This is a genomic window from Billgrantia tianxiuensis (genome assembly GCF_009834345.1).
Lineage (GTDB): Bacteria > Pseudomonadota > Gammaproteobacteria > Pseudomonadales > Halomonadaceae > Halomonas > Halomonas tianxiuensis.
Genome location: NZ_CP035042.1, coordinates 3579397 through 3597241, shown reverse-complemented (window position 1 = coordinate 3597241; position 17845 = coordinate 3579397). Strand labels below are relative to the sequence as shown.

Annotated in this window: 13 protein-coding genes and 1 pseudogene; 8 read left to right on the top strand and 6 right to left on the bottom strand. The window is 62.2% G+C overall.

The genetic code is table 11. The features are described from left to right. Positions 1 to 252: 252 nt before the first annotated feature. Positions 253 to 1179: a 2-hydroxyacid dehydrogenase gene (locus tag EKK97_RS16790; RefSeq protein WP_159553595.1), complete on the bottom strand. Its 927-nt coding sequence runs from the start codon at positions 1177 to 1179 to the stop codon at positions 253 to 255. Positions 1180 to 1512: 333 nt separating this feature from the next. Between EKK97_RS16790 and EKK97_RS16785 the strand changes: the two genes are divergently transcribed. Beyond that, positions 1513 to 3129, top strand: coding sequence for an ABC transporter substrate-binding protein (locus EKK97_RS16785; RefSeq protein WP_159553593.1), 1617 nt, complete (start codon positions 1513 to 1515; stop codon positions 3127 to 3129). Between the two features lie 125 nt (positions 3130 to 3254). Here the strand turns inward: EKK97_RS16785 and EKK97_RS16780 are convergent, their stop codons facing one another. From EKK97_RS16780 to EKK97_RS16760, 5 genes and pseudogenes are all read right to left on the bottom strand, one after another. After that, entirely contained in the window at positions 3255 to 4013 is a 759-nt protein-coding gene (locus tag EKK97_RS16780) for a cupin domain-containing protein (RefSeq protein WP_159553591.1), read from the bottom strand. Positions 4014 to 4045: 32 nt separating this feature from the next. Continuing rightward, positions 4046 to 5422: an NAD(P)/FAD-dependent oxidoreductase gene (locus tag EKK97_RS16775; RefSeq protein ID WP_236551262.1), complete on the bottom strand. Its 1377-nt coding sequence runs from the start codon at positions 5420 to 5422 to the stop codon at positions 4046 to 4048. After that, entirely contained in the window at positions 5419 to 6729 is a 1311-nt protein-coding gene (locus EKK97_RS16770; RefSeq protein WP_159553589.1) for an NAD(P)/FAD-dependent oxidoreductase, read from the bottom strand. Before EKK97_RS16770 ends, EKK97_RS16775 begins: the two co-directional genes overlap by 4 nt. Before the next feature lie 317 nt (positions 6730 to 7046). Continuing rightward, positions 7047 to 7864, bottom strand: a pseudogene (locus EKK97_RS16765) (GNAT family N-acetyltransferase). A gap of 338 nt (positions 7865 to 8202) precedes the next feature. Continuing rightward, on the bottom strand, positions 8203 to 9084 hold the full coding sequence (locus EKK97_RS16760; RefSeq protein ID WP_236551259.1) for a GNAT family N-acetyltransferase: 882 nt from the start codon (positions 9082 to 9084) through the stop codon (positions 8203 to 8205). Between the two features lie 510 nt (positions 9085 to 9594). On the opposite strand from EKK97_RS16760, the gene EKK97_RS24925 reads away from it, so the two are divergent. The 7 genes from EKK97_RS24925 to EKK97_RS24920 all read left to right on the top strand — a co-directional run bounded on the left by EKK97_RS24925 (position 9595) and on the right by EKK97_RS24920 (position 17483). Then, on the top strand, positions 9595 to 9900 hold the full coding sequence (locus EKK97_RS24925; RefSeq protein ID WP_236551258.1) for a hypothetical protein: 306 nt from the start codon (positions 9595 to 9597) through the stop codon (positions 9898 to 9900). Continuing rightward, on the top strand, positions 9882 to 11150 hold the full coding sequence (locus EKK97_RS16755; RefSeq protein WP_236551257.1) for an ABC transporter substrate-binding protein: 1269 nt from the start codon (positions 9882 to 9884) through the stop codon (positions 11148 to 11150). The genes EKK97_RS24925 and EKK97_RS16755 overlap by 19 nt, the downstream gene beginning before the upstream one ends. Before the next feature lie 146 nt (positions 11151 to 11296). Next, positions 11297 to 12250 (top strand): ABC transporter permease, encoded by a 954-nt coding sequence (locus EKK97_RS16750; RefSeq protein WP_159553585.1) that lies wholly within the window; start codon positions 11297 to 11299, stop codon positions 12248 to 12250. After that, positions 12247 to 13170: an ABC transporter permease gene (locus tag EKK97_RS16745; protein ID WP_234286788.1), complete on the top strand. Its 924-nt coding sequence runs from the start codon at positions 12247 to 12249 to the stop codon at positions 13168 to 13170. The genes EKK97_RS16750 and EKK97_RS16745 overlap by 4 nt, the downstream gene beginning before the upstream one ends. Before the next feature lies 1 nt (position 13171). After that, entirely contained in the window at positions 13172 to 14995 is a 1824-nt protein-coding gene (locus EKK97_RS16740; RefSeq protein WP_159553583.1) for an ABC transporter ATP-binding protein, read from the top strand. 64 nt (positions 14996 to 15059) lie between these two features. Further along, positions 15060 to 15452 (top strand): helix-turn-helix domain-containing protein, encoded by a 393-nt coding sequence (locus EKK97_RS16735; RefSeq protein WP_159553581.1) that lies wholly within the window; start codon positions 15060 to 15062, stop codon positions 15450 to 15452. A gap of 27 nt (positions 15453 to 15479) precedes the next feature. Beyond that, on the top strand, positions 15480 to 17483 hold the full coding sequence (locus EKK97_RS24920; protein ID WP_236551256.1) for a pyridoxal-phosphate dependent enzyme: 2004 nt from the start codon (positions 15480 to 15482) through the stop codon (positions 17481 to 17483). Positions 17484 to 17845: the final 362 nt, after the last annotated feature.

Genomic DNA, 17845 nt, shown 5'->3' with positions numbered 1-17845 from the left:
CTGACAAGTTTATGGCGGTCGGATCCAAGGCGATGCTTAATTGCCGCAAGACTCGAGCAGTTTCCTTTTCGATCCGAATCATGTGTGACATTTTCTGCGGCGGGGTCTAAGGAAGCGCTGCACAAATGCCTACGCGAGCGAATCGCTGCGTTGCGCGGTGCTCGGAATCCTCACATATACCCCATATGCTCCGGTTCCTGTGCTCCGTGCGCCTTGCGCTTCATCTCGCTCGTCGATTTGTTCAGTGCTTCCCTAATAACCGCGAGTGCGATCGACCAACCCCTTCAATGGAAGTCCTTCCCGGTGGCGGCGCAGGTTGTCGAGCACGGCTTCGGCAGATGTGTCCGGCTGCGTCATGCTGGCGATATGGGGCGTCAGCATGATGCGCGGGTGATGCCAAAAAGAATGCCCTTCCGACAGCGGTTCGACACTGCATACGTCGAGAATCGCCGTCGAGAGATGGTTGCTATCCAGGGCAACCAGCAGGTCCTCTTCGACCAGGTGGTCGCCACGTCCCAGATTGAGCAACATGGCTCCTTGCGGCAGCTGCCGGAACAGCTTCTGCGACAGGATGCCTCGTGTCTCGTCGGTCAACGGCAGCAGGCAGACCAGGATGTCGGTACGTGCCAGGAAATCCGCCAGGCCCTGCTCGCCGGTGAAGCATTCGACGCCAGGGAGGCTTCGTTCCGAGCGGTTCCAGCCGGCACACTGGAAACCGAAGTCGCGCAGCTTCTCGAGCACCGCCTTGCCCAGCACGCCCATGCCGAGCACCCCGACACGGCGCGTATTCGCCGTGCGCACCGGCATCGGCTTCCATATCCCGCTGCGCTGCTGGTTGGCATAGGTGAGCCAGTCACGGTGGGCCGCCAGCACGGCCAGCGTGGCGTATTCGACCATTCCTGCGACCAGACCGCTCTCGATCATTCGCACGACCGGAATATGCTCCGGTATTTGAGAAAGGTCGAACTGGTCGACGCCGGCTCCCACCGAAAATACCAGTTCCAGGTTGGGGAAGGTCTGAGCGATGTCCTGGGGTGGCTCCCAGGCGGCGAGGTAGCGCACCTGTCTTGGATCGCCGATGGAAGGCCAGATATGGAAATCAATGTCTGGCGCACGCTCGGCGAACAGTTCTGCCCAGCGTGCGCCGCGCACCGGTTCTGACTTGTAGAGAAAGCTCATACATTTTCCTCCAATGCAGTTTGGGGAAGAGGTGATGGATTGATCAACTCTGACAACATCGAAGGACCAAAACTAGGACAATCTTGCCTGTGATTTCGCATGACACGGCTGGTCGAAGCTCAGTGAACATTGGCGGCATGATGTGCCGAAAAACGGCAGAAATACCGTGAATTATGTGTTCGAGCCTATCGAAAACGGGGCAGTCATGCAGGAGGCGGGTGCTGTAATGGCGGAGCGATTGAAATGTTTTCCAGGAGGCTTTCCCTGCCAGTAGCGCAATGATGGTAGTAAAACGTTAGCAGTGCAACTAAAGAAAACACTTGGAGGCATCAGATGAAAAATAACAAACTGCCCGGTACTCAGCTCGCTTCGAGCCTGATGCGAACAGCCGGCCAAGGCGGCCATGGTTTCACACGGCGTGATGTGTTGCGCGGCATGGCCGCCGGTACCGTGCTGGCCACCGCCGCTGGCGGCTTGATGACCGGCGCATCGTCCGCCTTCGCCCAGACGCCCCAGCGCGGTGGACGCATCAAGGTCGCGAGTGCGACCAGCTCGACCGCCGATACGCTGGATCCGGCCAAGGGGGCGAACTACACCGACTACTGCCGTCACTTCATGTTCTACAACGGCCTGACCACGCTGGATGAGGTGCTGGTGCCGCGTATGTCGCTGGCGGAGTCGTTCGACACCGACGATGCCCTTTCCTGGGTCATCAAGCTGCGTCGGGACGTCGTCTTCCACGACGGTCAGCCGTTCACCTCGGCCGACGTGGTCTACTCGCTGAACCGCCACAAGGATCCGGACACCGCCTCCCGCGCCCTCAGCGTCGCCCAGCAGCTCGAGGAGGTCAGGGCCGCCGGACCGCATGAAGTGCATATCCGGCTCACCAGCCCCAACGCCGACCTGCCGGCGATCCTCGCCACCTCTCATTTCCTCATCGTGCGCGACGGCACCACGGACTTCAGTCTCGCCAACGGCACCGGGCCCTTCGAATGCGCGGAGTTCCAGCCGGGTGTGCGTTCGGTCGCCGTGCGCAACGACAGCTACTGGAAGCCGGGCCAGCCCTACCTCGACGAGATCGAGTTCTTCGCGATCCCCGACGAGGCCGCACGCATCAATGCCCTGCTCGCCGGGGACGTCGACCTCATCAACCCGGTCAATGCGCGCTCGATCCCGCGCATCCTCAACAGTGCCAACGCCACGGCGATGGAGTCGCCGACCGGTGCTTACACCAACCTGGTGATGCGCGACGACCTGGGGCCGGTCAACAACCCGGACTTCGTGCTGGCGATGAAGTACATGCTCGATCGCGAGCAGATCCAACGGCTCGCCTTCGGCGGCTTCGGCACCCTCGCCAACGACCAGCCGATCGCGCCCAGCCACCGCTACCACCTCGCCGACCTGCCGCAGCGCGAGTTCGATCTGGACCGGGCGAAGTACCACCTGGAGCGCGCCGGCGTAGGGAACCGTTCGATTCCCCTGGTGGCCTCCGAGGCCGCCACCGGCTCGGTGGACATGGCCCAGTTGATGCAGCTCTCGGCGCAGCAGATCGGGCTCAACCTCGAGATCCGTCGAGTGCCGTCGGACGGCTACTGGTCCAACCACTGGATGAAACATCCGCTGGGCTTCGGCGCCATCAGTGCGCGGCCGACCGCTGACCTGATGTTCAGCCTGTTCTTCCAGTCCGATGCCGCCTGGAACGAGGCGGGCTGGCGCAACGAGCAGTTCGACCAGTTGCTGCTGGCGGCGCGCGGCGAGACCGACGAAGACAAGCGCAAGCAGATGTACGGCGACATGCAGGTGCTGATCCACGAGCACGGTGGTATCGGCATTCCGCAGTTCAGGAGCAGCATCGACGGCCACAACACCAAGCTGCGGGGGCTGAGCCCCCATCCGCTGGGCGGCCTGATGGGCTACATGTTCGCCGAACACGTCTGGCTGGAAACCTGAGGAGCCGGATGCCTGAGGTGTAGTACATCCGGTGAAACGCGGAACGTGAGAAGTGAGAAAGGAGAAGGGAGCGGCCACACTGGCCGCTCCCTTCTTAATTGCTGGTTTTATTGCTAGAGCGCAGCTTATGCCGGGCGGTAAATCGCGTACACCTTCTTCACATCCTCGCGGCTTTCCCAGCTCCATACGGCCCCTTTCTCGACCAGGCAGATGTCGCCCTTGGTATAGGTGCGAGTGGCGCCGCTCTGCTCCACGACCGTGACGGCTCCCGCCAGCAGGTGCATCAGTTCGTACTGCCGCGATTCCATGGCGCGGCGGTGGTAGGGAGTCGAATACCAGGTGCCGCACATGAATTCCTCGTCGGCGGAGCGGTAATCGGTATGGTTGCGGCAAGAGGGCGTCGGTCCGACCAGCAGCTCCACCAAGGGAGTGCCGGAGGGCTCCAGCGCTGCCGATTCGTCGATGGCGATCAGATTGCCCTCGCCGGCACTTTCTCCCAGGTAGCGTATGTAGAGGAGGGTGGTGGGTTCCGGGCAGTGCCAGTCGAAGCCGGCGCCGGCACTCAGCACGGCACTGGCGCTGTCGGCCAGCTCGAGCGTCTGGCCCTGGCGGTTCAGTGTCAGGCTGCCGTCGCAAAGAATGATGAACTCGTCGGCCGGCAGCTCGGCCACGCGGCCCGTGCCCGCTTCCAGCCGGATGGCGCCGATTTCGACCGGACAGGCGGGGATTGCCAGAGGGTAGCGGTTTGCCAGGAAGGCATCCGTTTGGCCGTCGGCTTGGCCAGCGGTGTCGGCAGTGACCTCTCTGGCGAACTGGCGCAGGTCGATGATGGAAGGATGGGCTGGCCGGCTGGACGCCTGACGCGAGTCGAGAGAGTGCAGCATGAGAACCTCGGATCGATTATGGGTGGAAGTCATCAGGGAAGCATGTCTTTCATGCGGTAATATGCCCCCACGATGGGCAGGAACCAGGGCTTGCCCGTGTGCATGGGGACGGCTCGCCAGGACAGACCCTCGAGCGGATTGGTGCCCTTGCGGCCCATGGCGATATCGGCGAGCACGTTGCCGATCAGGGTCGAGACCTGCGCGCCATGTCCCGAATAGCCCATGCCGTAGATCACCCCGTCGGCGGTGCCGGCGCGCGGGTAGCGATCCTGGGTGCAGCCGACGAGACCGCCCCAGCAGTAGTCGATCTCCACGTCGGCAAGCTGCGGGAAGACCTCGATCAACTGCTTGCGCAGCAGTTGGCCGGAGCTGACGTCCGTCTTCTGATTCGAAGCGGAGGAGAAGCGGGCCCTGCCGCCGAACAGCACCCGGTTGTCCGGGGTGAGGCGGAAGTAGTTGGCGATGTTGAGCGAGTTCGTGTAGTTGCGGTTGCCCGGCATCGTCGCGGCGACCTCTTCCGCGGTGAGCGGGCGCGTGACGATGATGAAGGAGGCGACCGGCATCATCCGCCGACGGAAATAGCCGAAAGTCTCCGTGGTGTAGGCATCGGTCGCCAGGATGACCTGCCTGGCGACGAGGGAGCCGGTCGGCGTGGTCAGTCGCCAGCCCTGCGGCACTCGCTCGCGGGCAATGACCGGATTGTGCTCCCAGATGGTCGCGCCATGACGATGGGCGGCCTGGGCCATGCCGGTGACGTAGCGTCCCATGTGCATCATGGCGGATTTCGGCGACAGCACACCGCCGTGGAAGGCGTCCGAGCCCAGTTCCTTGCGCACGTCCTCGCGTGAAAGCCACTCCACCGTGGGGTCGACCTCGCGGCGGAGCTCGTCGCACATGGCCTGCAGCTTCTTCACGTGGGAGGGCTTGGAGGCCAGCTTGATCTTGCCGCCACGGCGGAAGCTGCAGTCGATCTTCTCTTCGTCGATGATCGCCTCGATCATGTTGATCGAATCGTCATAGGCTTGCCACAAGCGACGTGCCTGGGCGTCGCCGAAACGGGCCTTGATGGCGCCGAAACTGGCGAAATGACCGCTGTTGAGGTGCCCGCCATTGCGTCCCGATGCGCCGAAGCCGACATGCTCGGCCTCGAGCAGGGCGACCTTGAGGCCGGATTTCGCCAGCTGCCGGGCAGCGTTGAGGCCAGTGAAGCCTGCGCCGATCACCGCTACCTCGAATTCCCCGAGACGGGGCCAGCCGCGGCCTGGTCGAACGGAACCGAGGTATCGTGCCAGTAGGATACGAATTTCATTGCTACATCTCCGCGAGAAGTCGACATGGGTGAGCAGGGGCGTACGAAGCCGAAGGCGTGGCTGGCAGGCCAGGCGGATGGCCGCATCGACTCGGCTCATCGGCTGGCGCGCCACATTGCGATTCGGTCCTGCATTCCATAGCCCTGTATGACGGCCGGCATGAACCACGGGTTGCCACGATAGAGCGGGATGAAGGCGGGCGGCCGGAAGTCGAAGGCCGAGCAGGGGTGTTCGCTGCTGCGCAGCAGTTTGTGGGCTGCGCGGGTCCCGACCCATGGCGCCCAGACCACCCCCGAACCGCAGAAGCCGGTGGCATAGAGCACGCCATCCTTCTCGAAGATGCGGGGTAGCATGTCGCGGTTCATCGCCACGTTGCCGAACCAGCTGTGGGAGAGGCGCACGTTCTCGAGCTCGGGAAAACGCGTCACCAGCCCCTTGTGCAATCGCAGCGTCGGTGCCGCCGGGTCGCCGACCCGGGAGCTGTCGCGGCCGCCCAGCAGGATCCGTCTGCCGTCGGGCGAGGGGCGGTAATAGAAGCCCAACTGCAGGCCTTCGCCCATCATCATTCGCTTTGGCATCAGCCGTGCCATCATCTCGGGGGCGAGTTCCTCGGTGGCGATGATGCGGCTGCGGACCGGCACTAGGCGACGGCGCAGGTAGGGCGTGGCACCGTCGGTATAGCCGTTGGTGCAGACCAGAACCTGCCGCGCTTGAACCGTTCCGGCCACGGTCGTGACGCGGAATCCAGAGCCGTCCCGCGCTATCGAGCTAACGGAGGTGTTCGAGTGGACCGTCACGCCTGCAGCCAAGGCCACGCGCAACAGCTCGGCGTGGAGCTTGGCCGGGTTCAGTCCGCCGATATCCATCCTGACCGTGCCGCCGCGGTAGAAGTCGGTGCCGATATAATGGCGCTGCTCGGTATGCGGAACGGCATAGGACTCGATTCCCAGTCTCTTCGCCAGCGCCTCGGCACTGCGGGCCATGCTCTCGTACTGTTCATGGCCGATGGCACCGCGAAACAGGCCGGTAAGCTGGAAGTCGCAGTCGAGTCTTTCGACTTCGATGAAATCGTAGAGGAATTCCCGGGCGAGCTTGCCTTCCGCCTCGATGGCCAGTGCCTTCTTCTCGCCGAAGCGGCGGCTGAGCGTGGCATGGTCCGGGCGAATGCTGCCACTGGTGATGCCGCCGTTGCGCGATGAGGCTCCTTCGCCCGGACTCATGGCATCGAATGCGGCAACCGACCGTCCAGCCCGTGCCAGTACAAGCCCCGCCGCAAGCCCGGCGTAGCCTGCGCCCACGATCAGCACATCGAGCTCCTTGGCCAGAGACTGCTGCGGCAGTGGTTTGACGGGTGCCGCTTCCCACCAAAAGGGAGTGCTCTGTTCGGCGATGTTGCGCTCGTGCATGGGAAGACCTCACGTCGAGTATCAGGCGAGGGTTGATATCGAGAGTTTGCCGGGCCGGCGACCCGTCATGATAAGAAGTATGGCGCTTTAGTCTTCTTTAGAGTCGCCGAAACTCGAGGGGTAGGCGGCAGGAAACACCGAAAACGGCGCCGATGTTGGTATATCGATCCGCGCGCTATGCAAGAGGTCCTTGCGCTGTCATGGCATCTTCGTGCAGCACGATCGCCATTGTCTTTTACTGGTGTGGAGAAAAGGAGAGGAGGGGGTATTCGCCACCTCCTCTTGTGTTGACCGTGATGAGTAATGACGTTCCGGGATCAGCCCAGCGCCTGGTTGATGATGGCGAACTGCTGCAGGCCGGGAACCGGTACCGGTGCTTCGCCCTTGACCATGGCAACGACGGAATCGACCTGCAAGAGGCCAAGCTCCTGGAGCCAGGGGCTCAAATGACCGGAGTCGTGGACGTCGATACGGATGAAGGAGTCGACACGTGCCCCCATCCAGTAGCTGATCATGGCCTTGGCCCGCTCGGAGAGGAGGCCACTACCGGTCCGATCACGTAGCCGTGACCGAAGCGCCGCATCAGGGCGAATCCGGTGAGCTCTCCCTGGTTGTCGAGCACTACGCCATCGGCGACCTGAAGCAGTTCGTCCAGCGCCGCTGCCCGGGGCATGCCGGTGCCGCCTGTCGCCAGCTCGATCAGCTTGGCGCGATCATTCACGCCCGCCGGCCGTATGCGCTCCCCGGGCGGCGGTGCAACGATTTCGGGTTGCACGACGGTGCCCTGGTGTTGGTGGACCGTGCCGATGGGCTTGAAGCCGAGTCGCTCGTAAAGCGGCTGTCCCTCTGGAGTGGCGAGCAAGAGCGTATTGCGCTCGCCGATCAAGTCGAGAATCGACTCCATCAATGCGCGCCCAATGCCTTTGCCTTGGGCTTCGGGCGACACGATGATCATGCCGAGCGTCGCATGATCGCTGCCATGACTCCAGCACATGGCAGTGCCGATGACCTCACCATCGCGTTCGGCAACGAAACCGCTGCCGAGACGATGCACGAGCTGCCAGTCTTCCAGGCGATGCGGCCAGCGTACCGCTTGCGAGAGTCGATGAGCGGCAGGTAGGTCGCTCCCCAGCATGGGCCGATAGGTAATGTCGGTATCAAGGTTCTGGACTGCCATAAGAAGTTCCTCCATAGCTTTTTGTACTCTGGCGTCTGCAGAGGGGCATTACTAGGATGTTCTTGCCGATATGGAGGGCTGATTATGGTGGTGGGAAAATTCGGTAGTAATGTTCGAAGAGGGAAGCCGGAGCGAATGATAGTGCTGCCCTGAACCTCGTTTTTAGCATGATATAGATATGCTTTTTCTTGCCGCTGAGACTGCCGATGGAATGGTGATGTGCTTATGCGCTCTGTCTCTTCAGACGGAGCGATGTGCGATCGGGGATGATGAGTGCGGCAGTTTTCGTACAAAGCCTAACCCAGGGATTGGTTCACGAGTGCAAACGTATGAACCTCGGTATCCACCGATTCCGTAGTGGTGGGTAGGGTCATGACCGACACCTGATCATATTCCCGCATTCCGCAGTGCCCGAGAAACTCGGTGAAGTCGCCTTCGGGTTGGGTAGTATCGACACGGAGAAATCTTCCTGCATGCTTTTGCACATGAGGAGCGACCAGTGCGATGGCGTCGGCGGAGTCCTTCGCGACAACCGGGCCCACGATATGCCCCCGGCCGAACCTGCGGCACAGGGCAAAACCGGCGATACGGCCCTCCCGCTCGAGCACCGTGCCGGTGGATCTCCCGACCAGTTCCTCCAGGATGGTCGCTCTATCGGCACCGAAGGCGGCCTGGTCGAGGCGGGCGATGTCGGTGAAATCCGCCGCTTTCAATGGGCGAATTCGGCTGTCGGTCGGCAGCGAGATCTCGCCTGGAACGACTGCCGTGCCTTGGTGCTGATGCACGACGTTCACGGCCTTGAAGCCAAGGGCGTGGGCGAGACGATAGGCGACCCGGGGAGCGATGATCTGAAGACGACGGCCGTGACACTGCTGCATTACGTGATCCATCAGCCAGCCGCCACCGCCCTGGGCCTGCAGCTGTGGCGTGGTAATGACCATGCCGATGGTGGCGAAATCGTTGCCCATCGGAAACCACATTGCCGAGCCGACGATCCGGCCGATCTTGTCGCAGCCGGCGAATCCCTGTCCGACCTTGAGCAGCATGCGCCAATCGTCTGGCCGGTGCGGCCAGCCGACACCGACCGACAGCTGGTGCAGCTTGTCGATATCGTTCTCCTCAAGGTCTCGCAGCGTCAGCTCATAAGTCTGCAGGCGCTTTGACGTCTCTTTGGACACCTGGCTCTCCATAGTGGCTTTCCCTGGCAATGGCAGTTTGGCAGCTGATAACCGCCATGACTAGGACGTTCTTGCCGCACCTGTAGGTTGGCGGCACTGCAAAGCCAGGCGAATCATGTCGTGTGCATGACCAGAGCCAGTGAAAACCCCTCTCCCAGCCTGAGTGGCCGATATGACTGACTTGTCACCGGGGCAGCTCCGGGCGTGCGGCAGCTTCTGCCGTATGGTGCGGCCAATGCCAACGATTGTATGTGCGAGTGGGGCCAAAACGAACCAAAAGCGTTGTGCATTGGTGCTGTAATTGTTTCAACGGTTTGTTCACAACCGATGAGGCATGCGAGTCGAGCCTTTAGCTTGTTACGACGGTCGGGAGCAAGAGTATCGGCTTAGGCAGAAAGCGTCACGCGAGATAACGGTAATTACCCCGGATTGCCTGAAGTGGCCCCTTGGTTAACGGCGCGCCGATATAACAACAGCAAGCAATGATAAGCGGATAGACGGAGGCATGATATGAAGAACAGGAACTTCCCTGGCCATGATCGGCGGGCCATGACGGAGCTGATGCGAACAGCTGGCCAAGGCGGCCATGGTTTCACACGGCGTGATGTGTTGCGCGGCATGGCCGCCGGTACCGTGCTGGCCACCGCCGCTGGCGGCTTGATGACCGGCGCATCGTCCGCCTTCGCCCAGACGCCCCAGCGCGGTGGACGCATCAAGGTCGCGAGTGCGACCAGCTCGACCGCCGATACGCTGGATCCGGCCAAGGGGCGAACTACACCGACTACTGCCGTCACTTCATGTTCTACAACGGCCTGACCACGCTGGATGAGGTGCTGGTGCCGCGTATGTCGCTGGCGGAGTCGTTCGACACCGACGATGCCCTTTCCTGGGTCATCAAGCTGCGTCGGGACGTCGTCTTCCACGACGGTCAGCCGTTCACCTCGGCCGACGTGGTCTACTCGCTGAACCGCCACAAGGATCCGGACACCGCCTCCCGCGCCCTCAGCGTCGCCCAGCAGCTCGAGGAGGTCAGGGCCGCCGGACCGCATGAAGTGCATATCCGGCTCACCAGCCCCAACGCCGACCTGCCGGCGATCCTCGCCACCTCTCATTTCCTCATCGTGCGCGACGGCACCACGGACTTCAGTCTCGCCAACGGCACCGGGCCCTTCGAATGCGCGGAGTTCCAGCCGGGTGTGCGTTCGGTCGCCGTGCGCAACGACAGCTACTGGAAGCCGGGCCAGCCCTACCTCGACGAGATCGAGTTCTTCGCGATCCCCGACGAGGCCGCACGCATCAATGCCCTGCTCGCCGGGGACGTCGACCTCATCAACCCGGTCAATGCGCGCTCGATCCCGCGCATCCTCAACAGTGCCAACGCCACGGCGATGGAGTCGCCGACCGGTGCTTACACCAACCTGGTGATGCGCGACGACCTGGGGCCGGTCAACAACCCGGACTTCGTGCTGGCGATGAAGTACATGCTCGATCGCGAGCAGATCCAACGGCTCGCCTTCGGCGGCTTCGGCACCCTCGCCAACGACCAGCCGATCGCGCCCAGCCACCGCTACCACCTCGCCGACCTGCCGCAGCGCGAGTTCGATCTGGACCGGGCGAAGTACCACCTGGAGCGCGCCGGCGTAGGGAACCGTTCGATTCCCCTGGTGGCCTCCGAGGCCGCCACCGGCTCGGTGGACATGGCCCAGTTGATGCAGCTCTCGGCGCAGCAGATCGGGCTCAACCTCGAGATCCGTCGAGTGCCGTCGGACGGCTACTGGTCCAACCACTGGATGAAACATCCGCTGGGCTTCGGCGCCATCAGTGCGCGGCCGACCGCTGACCTGATGTTCAGCCTGTTCTTCCAGTCCGATGCCGCCTGGAACGAGGCGGGCTGGCGCAACGAGCAGTTCGACCAGTTGCTGCTGGCGGCGCGCGGCGAGACCGACGAAGACAAGCGCAAGCAGATGTACGGCGACATGCAGGTGCTGATCCACGAGCACGGTGGTATCGGCATTCCGCAGTTCAGGAGCAGCATCGACGGCCACAACACCAAGCTGCGGGGCTGAGCCCCCATCCGCTGGGCGGCCTGATGGGCTACATGTTCGCCGAACACGTCTGGCTGGAAACCTGAGCAATCACTCTGACGACAACTCAACCATGAAGGCGTCACCTTGGCGGGAATAAAGTGACGCCATAATAAGAAGGGCAAACCATGAACAGCAGCATTCCACGGCTCATCATCGGCCGGCTGGGTATCGGCGTGCTCACCCTGCTCATCGTCTCGTTGGTGGTCTTCATTCTCACCAGCCTATTGCCGGGCGACGCAGCCCAGGAACAGCTTGGCCAGGAAGCGACACCGGAAGCGGTGGCGGCGCTGCGTGCGAAGTTGGGTCTGGACCTGCCCGTGTACATGCGTTATCTGAGCTGGCTAGGTGGCCTGGTGGCGGGCAACCCCGGTGTTTCACTGGTCAACGGCATGCCGGTCGACGATCTGATCGCGAGCCGGCTGCCCAACTCCCTGAAGCTGGCAGCGGCCACCGCTCTGATTGCCGTGCCCCTGGCGCTGTCCATCGGCATCCTTTCGGCGATGTATCGTGGATCGATCTTCGATCGCTATACCAACATGCTGGCGGTATTCCTGGTGTCGGTCCCCGAGTTCCTGATTGCCACCGTCGCAGTGCTGATTTTCGCGGTCAAGCTGGGCTGGCTCTCGGCGCTGTCGCGTTCCGTGGAAGTCGACTCTTTCATGCAGCTGCTCAGTGTCTATGCCATGCCGGTGCTGACCCTGTGTTGCGTACTGATTGCCCAGATGGCGCGCATGACACGGGCGGCCGTCATCGATCAGCTCAGTTCCCCCTACGTAGAAATGGCGGTGCTCAAGGGCGCGCGACCGATGCGGGTGGTGCTCCGGCATGCGCTGCCGAATGCCATCGGGCCGATCGCCAATGCCGTGGCGCTGAGTCTGTCGTACCTGCTTGGCGGTGTGGTCATCGTCGAGACGATCTTCAACTATCCGGGCATTGCGACGCTGATGGTGAATGCCGTGGTGACTCGCGACATGCCGCTGGTGCAGGCGTGCGTGATGCTGTTCTCCCTGGGCTTTCTGTTGCTGGTGCTGATCGCCGACATCATTGCCATCCTATCCAACCCGAGGCTGCGCACATGAATCCGAACGCTCTTCCGCCGTCACCGAAATTGAGCACGTCGGGTGCTCGAGCCGAGGCCGCGCTCGATGTGGCGTTCGGCGACAAGCCGTCCAAGGTCGTGCGCCGCCGTGCCAAGCGGCCGATCAGCGGTGCCCTGGGGCTGCTGATTGTCGGATTCTGGCTGCTGATGGCCCTGGCCGGCCCCTGGTTGGCGCCCCATGGTGCCAACGCGCTGGTCAGCTTCGAGGTATTCGGCCCAATCAGCCTGGAATACCCGCTTGGCACGGACTTCCTGGGCCGGGACATCCTCAGCCGCTTGTTGCATGGTGCGCCCTACACGATCGGCGTGGCGCTGGCGGCAACGATACTGGCCTGCCTGTTCGGCGTGGTGCTGGGCCTGGTGGCGGCGGCCTCCGGTGGCTGGCTCGATGCTGCCATCAGTCGCACTCAGGACGCCCTGATTGCCATCCCCAACAAGATCTTCGCGCTGATCATGGTGGCCTCTTTCGGCTCTTCGGTGCCGCTGCTGCTGGTCATGGCTGCCTTTGCCTATATGCCCGGTTCATACCGCATCGCGCGTGCGGTCGCCGTCAATGTCATGACGATGGACTTCGTCCAGGTCGCGCGGGCGCGGGGTGAGGCCATGCCGTACATCATGTTCATCGAGGTGTTGCCGAACATGCTCCGTCCAGTGCTGACCGACTTCGGCCTGCGTTTCGTCTACGTCGTGCTGCTGCTGAGCGCGATGAGCTTTCTCGGTCTGGGCGTGCAGCCGCCGGATGCGGACTGGGGCTCTCTGGTACGGGAAAACATCCAGGGTCTGGGTGAAGGCGCTTCGGCCGTATTGGCGCCGGCGATTGCCATCGCCACCCTGACCGTCGGGGTCAACCTGATCATCGACAGCTTCGGTGCACGGGCCAAGCGCGAGATGGAGAACTGAGATGAACGATATCGTCAAGGTCAGCGGGCTGCGCGTAGCAGCGCGTAACGATGCCGGCGTCGATGTACCGATCGTGCACGGTGCCGATTTCACTCTGAAGAAGGGCGAGGTGCTGGCGCTGATCGGTGAGTCCGGCTCCGGCAAGACTACCATCGCCCTGGCGTTGATGGGCTATGCCCGCGCCGGCTGTCGTATCGTCGGGGGCTCGGTGCGCATCGGTGACGTCGACGTGCTGAAGCTGTCGGATGGCGAGCTGGCGAAGCTGCGTGGACGCACCGTGGCCTATATCGCCCAAAGTGCGGCGGCAGCGTTCAACCCCGCCAAGACCATCATGGAGCAGGTGATCGAGAGTGCGCTGATCCATGGCGTGCTGTCGCGGCGAGAGGCGCAGGCCAAGGCGGTCGAGTTGTTCCGGGCGCTGGCGCTGCCGGACCCCGAGAACATCGGCGCACGCTATCCGCATCAGGTGTCGGGTGGACAACTGCAGCGGCTGATGGCGGCGATGGCGCTGATCACCGATCCGGCGCTGGTCATCCTCGACGAGCCGACCACCGCGCTGGACGTCACCACTCAGATCGAGGTGTTGCGGGCGTTCAAGAAGGTGGTGCGCGACCTCGATACCACGGCGGTATACGTCTCGCACGACCTGGCGGTGGTGGCGCAGATGGCCGACCGCATCGTGGTGCTGCGCAACGGCGAGATCCAGGAGAACAGCCGCACCGAGCAGATCCTGGTGGAACCCGAGCATCCTTATACCCGCAGCCTCCTGGCGGCGATGAAGCCGGCGGAGCACACGGCTGAAGCGGTGCCGGCATCCGCCGGTATCGATGAGGATCTGCTGCTCGAGGTGCGCGATCTCGAGATCTGCTATGGCAGCAAGCGGGTCGTGCAAAATATCGACCTGAAGGTTCGTCGCGGAGCAACGGTCGGAATCATCGGTGAATCCGGGTCGGGCAAGACCACCGTGGCGCGGGCCATTGCCGGCCTGGTGGAGCCGTCGGCCGGGCAGATCCTGCTGGATGGCCACCCGCTCAGCAGGTCGTTGTCGGGACGTACGCGGGATGAGTTCCGGCGCGTCCAGTACGTGTTCCAGAATGCCGATACGGCGCTGAATCCGCAGCACACCATCGAAGAGATCCTGGCGCGCCCCCTGCGTTTCTACCACGGCATGCGCAGCGCGCAGCGCCGCCGCCGAGTGGCCGAGCTGCTGGAGCTGGTGCAACTGCCGGCGAGTCTGGCGAAGCGACGCCCAAGTGAGCTGTCCGGTGGCCAGAAGCAGCGCATCAACCTAGCGCGCGCGCTGGCGGCCGAGCCGGATCTGATCCTCTGCGACGAAGTCACCTCGGCCCTGGATACGGTGGTCGGCGCCGCGATCCTCGAACTCATGGCGGAACTGCAGCGGGAGCTGAACGTTACCTACCTCTTCATCAGCCACGACATCAGCACGGTGCGGGAGATCTGCGACGAGGTGGTAGTGATGTATGCCGGCAACAAGGTGGAGCAGGGGGGACGCTCGACGTTCCAGGCACCGCCGTATCATCCGTACACCCATCTGCTGATCGAATCGGTGCCGGAGATGCACCAGGGCTGGCTCGAGGAGACCCGGGCGGGGCGCGGTGCACTGCCGCAGATCGACCCGCCGGCCTCGTCGACGCAACTCTGTCCGTTCCTGTCGCGCTGTTCGGTCAGGATCGACGGCAAGTGCAACAAGGTCTCGCCACCGCGGGTGTGGCTCGACAAGGGCAACGAGATCCTATGTCACCACAGCGATATCGAACTGCGGAAGCTCGACGAGCCTGTGCCCGCCATGGCGGCCAGCAACTGACGTTGCATTCTGTCATGCCGGTAGCACCGGGCTTGCGGTGGTGCCGGCGTAGGGAGTGTGGAACATGAACGACAAGAGCGGCATCCCTCCGATGTGGCAGGCGGGCGAGCCTGACCCTGACGAAACGGCCGTGGCGATGGCAACGGCCAAGCAGTACATCGATGAGCACTTCTGCGAGCCGATCAATCTCAACGATCTGGCCGAGCTCGTCGGCATGACACGTTTCAGCCTGGCCAAGCGGTTCCGGAAGCGATTCGGCATTTCCCCCTATCGCTACGTCTGTCAGGTACGGGTCCGGCAAGCTCAAACGATGATGGAGCAGGGGCTGCGGCCGACGGAGATCGCCAGCGAGATCGGCTTCTTCGACCAGAGCCACCTGGCGAGGCATTTCAAGCGTCTCTGTGGGATGACGCCACGTCAGTACAGAACGCGATATACACAGTCCGCAGGTCAGTGAAGCTGGCGGCAACTCAAGGGGATAGTCGTGGAAAAGACAGCGGTAACGCTCGAGGACATAAAAAAAGCGGCTGTGCGTATCCGGCCTTATATTTGCCGTACTCCGCTACTCAGAGAAATCAAGATGGATGGGGCTTTGGGCTGTCAGGTCTACGTCAAGCCCGAAATGCTCCAAGTGACAGGTGCGTTCAAGATCAGGGGGGCGTTGAGCAAGATACTGTCCTTGACGCAGGCCGAACGGGACAAGGGAATCATCACCAGCTCATCGGGTAACCATGGTCAGGCATGCGCTTATGCAGGAAAAGTGCTCGGCATTCATGCGACCGTCATCGTTCCGGAAGACACGCCCAAGCTAAAGGTCAACAATGCCAGATCGATGGGTGCGGAGGTGATCCTGTGGGACCGTGCCTATACAGAGCGTTGGAAAAAGGTTCATGCCGAGGTCGAGGAGCACGGCTATACCATAGTGCACAACTATGAAGACTTCGACGTCATGGCTGGCCAAGGCACGATTGCACTCGAGATCCTGGAGGATCTGGCGGATGTGGAAACCGTGCTCGTCCCCATCGGGGGCGGCGGGCTCATCTCGGGTATTTCCACCGCCATCAAAGAGACCAATCCTGCCATAAGGGTGATCGGCGTTCAGGCCGAAGCGTGCTGCCCTTACTATTTGAGCCGCCAAAACGGCGAGCGAACCAAGGCGACAGTGAAGCAGACCCTAGCCGACGGCCTTGCCTGCGATTGGCCTGGCAACAACACCTACCCGATTATCGAGAAGTATGTGGATGAGATCGTCATCGTCTCGGAAGAAGCCATCGAGGAGGCGGTAAGGATGGTGGCAAACGATGCCAAGCTCGTGGCAGAGCCATCAGCCTGTGTAGGAATCGCCGCCTTGCAGTCTGGTGTCGTGACGACTCGCGCGGATGAAAAGGTCTGTGTGGTCCTTACCTCCGGTAACTGGGGCATAGACATGATCGGCAGGCTCCTCAAGGGGAGCGTGTGGCGGGCATTTTTTAACGAAACTTTAAAAGGTTCGAACATGAAGACTCTGCTGCTGAACAAGGATGAAGTGGGATCGCTCATCGACCTGGATGCCGTACTCGAAGCCGTGGAAAACGGCTATAAAGCATTTAATAGCGGGAAAGTTGTTCAGCCGGATTTCATGAGCATAGAGCTCCCTGGTTCACATGCGTGCATCGATTTCAAGGGTGGCCTCGATCTTGCTGGGGGGTATATCACCATCAAGTCCTCCGCCGGTGGATACAAGGGAAATCCTGAGTTGGGCCTGCCGACAGGCATGAATACCGTGATGCTGTTCGAGGCCAGCACAGGTGCTCTCAGGTGCGTCATGGACGGCACCTGGATCACCGGCTGCCGTACCGCTGCCGCGGGTGCCATATCGGTAAAATACCTGGCACGTGAGGATGCGAAGACGCTTTGTATCATCGGTGCGGGCAATCAGGCGCGCAGACAGCTTAGAGCCATTATCCGGGTGAGGGATTTTTCCGAAGTCGTGGTGTGGAATGCCTCTCCGGGAGCACTCGATGAGTACGTTCGGGAAATGTCCGCGGAAACGGGCCTCGACATCCGCAAGTGCGAAACCGCGGAGGAGGCGGTTCGCGCCGCTGACGTCGTCGTCACTACCACCCGCGCCCACAGGGGACCGATTGTCCAGAAGGCGTGGCTGAAGCCTGGCACCCATATCGTGGCCATTGGCTCCGACATGCCGGGCAAGCAGGAGCTTGGCGCCGACATATTCAAAGAGGCCAAGGTGGTCAACGACGCTGTCGAGCTCTGTATCAAGTACGGCGATACCCAGCATGCCGTTAATGAGGGCATCATCACGCCGGAAGAGATTCATGCGGAAATCGGCGAGATCCTGCTGGGGAAAAAGGCCGGTCGCGAAAGCCAGGAAGAGATAACGATCTTCGATTCGGTCGGCATGGCCATTCAAGACACCGTGACGGTTGCCATGCTGTACGAGGCGGCCCTCGACAAGGGGCTCGGTACGCCCTACGAGTTCTTCAAATAAGAGGTCTTGGGGCGTTCCGGCTGCCCTGGGCTCTATCTGAAAGTCGATGGGGCTAGGCCCGTTCTATACGGGCCTACGCACATCTCACACCCCTCGCCCCACACCCACTCACACCCCTCGCCCCACACCCATGTGGGGCGAATCCCCCATATTTCTGACGCCTCGCATCGCGAGCGTGACCCAGCCCGATACGGACGCGCGGGTGCTGCGCCATAACATGCATCGGCGAGGCGCTGCCGAACGCCATCGATCGGTCGCATGGCGAGTGAACGGGGAAGGCCGGGCAAAAGTGGCAAGAGGCAAGGGGCAGTGAGACCTTCGGTAGGTTCGGTGCAAAACAGACCGCGGCCCTGCGCTTCGCC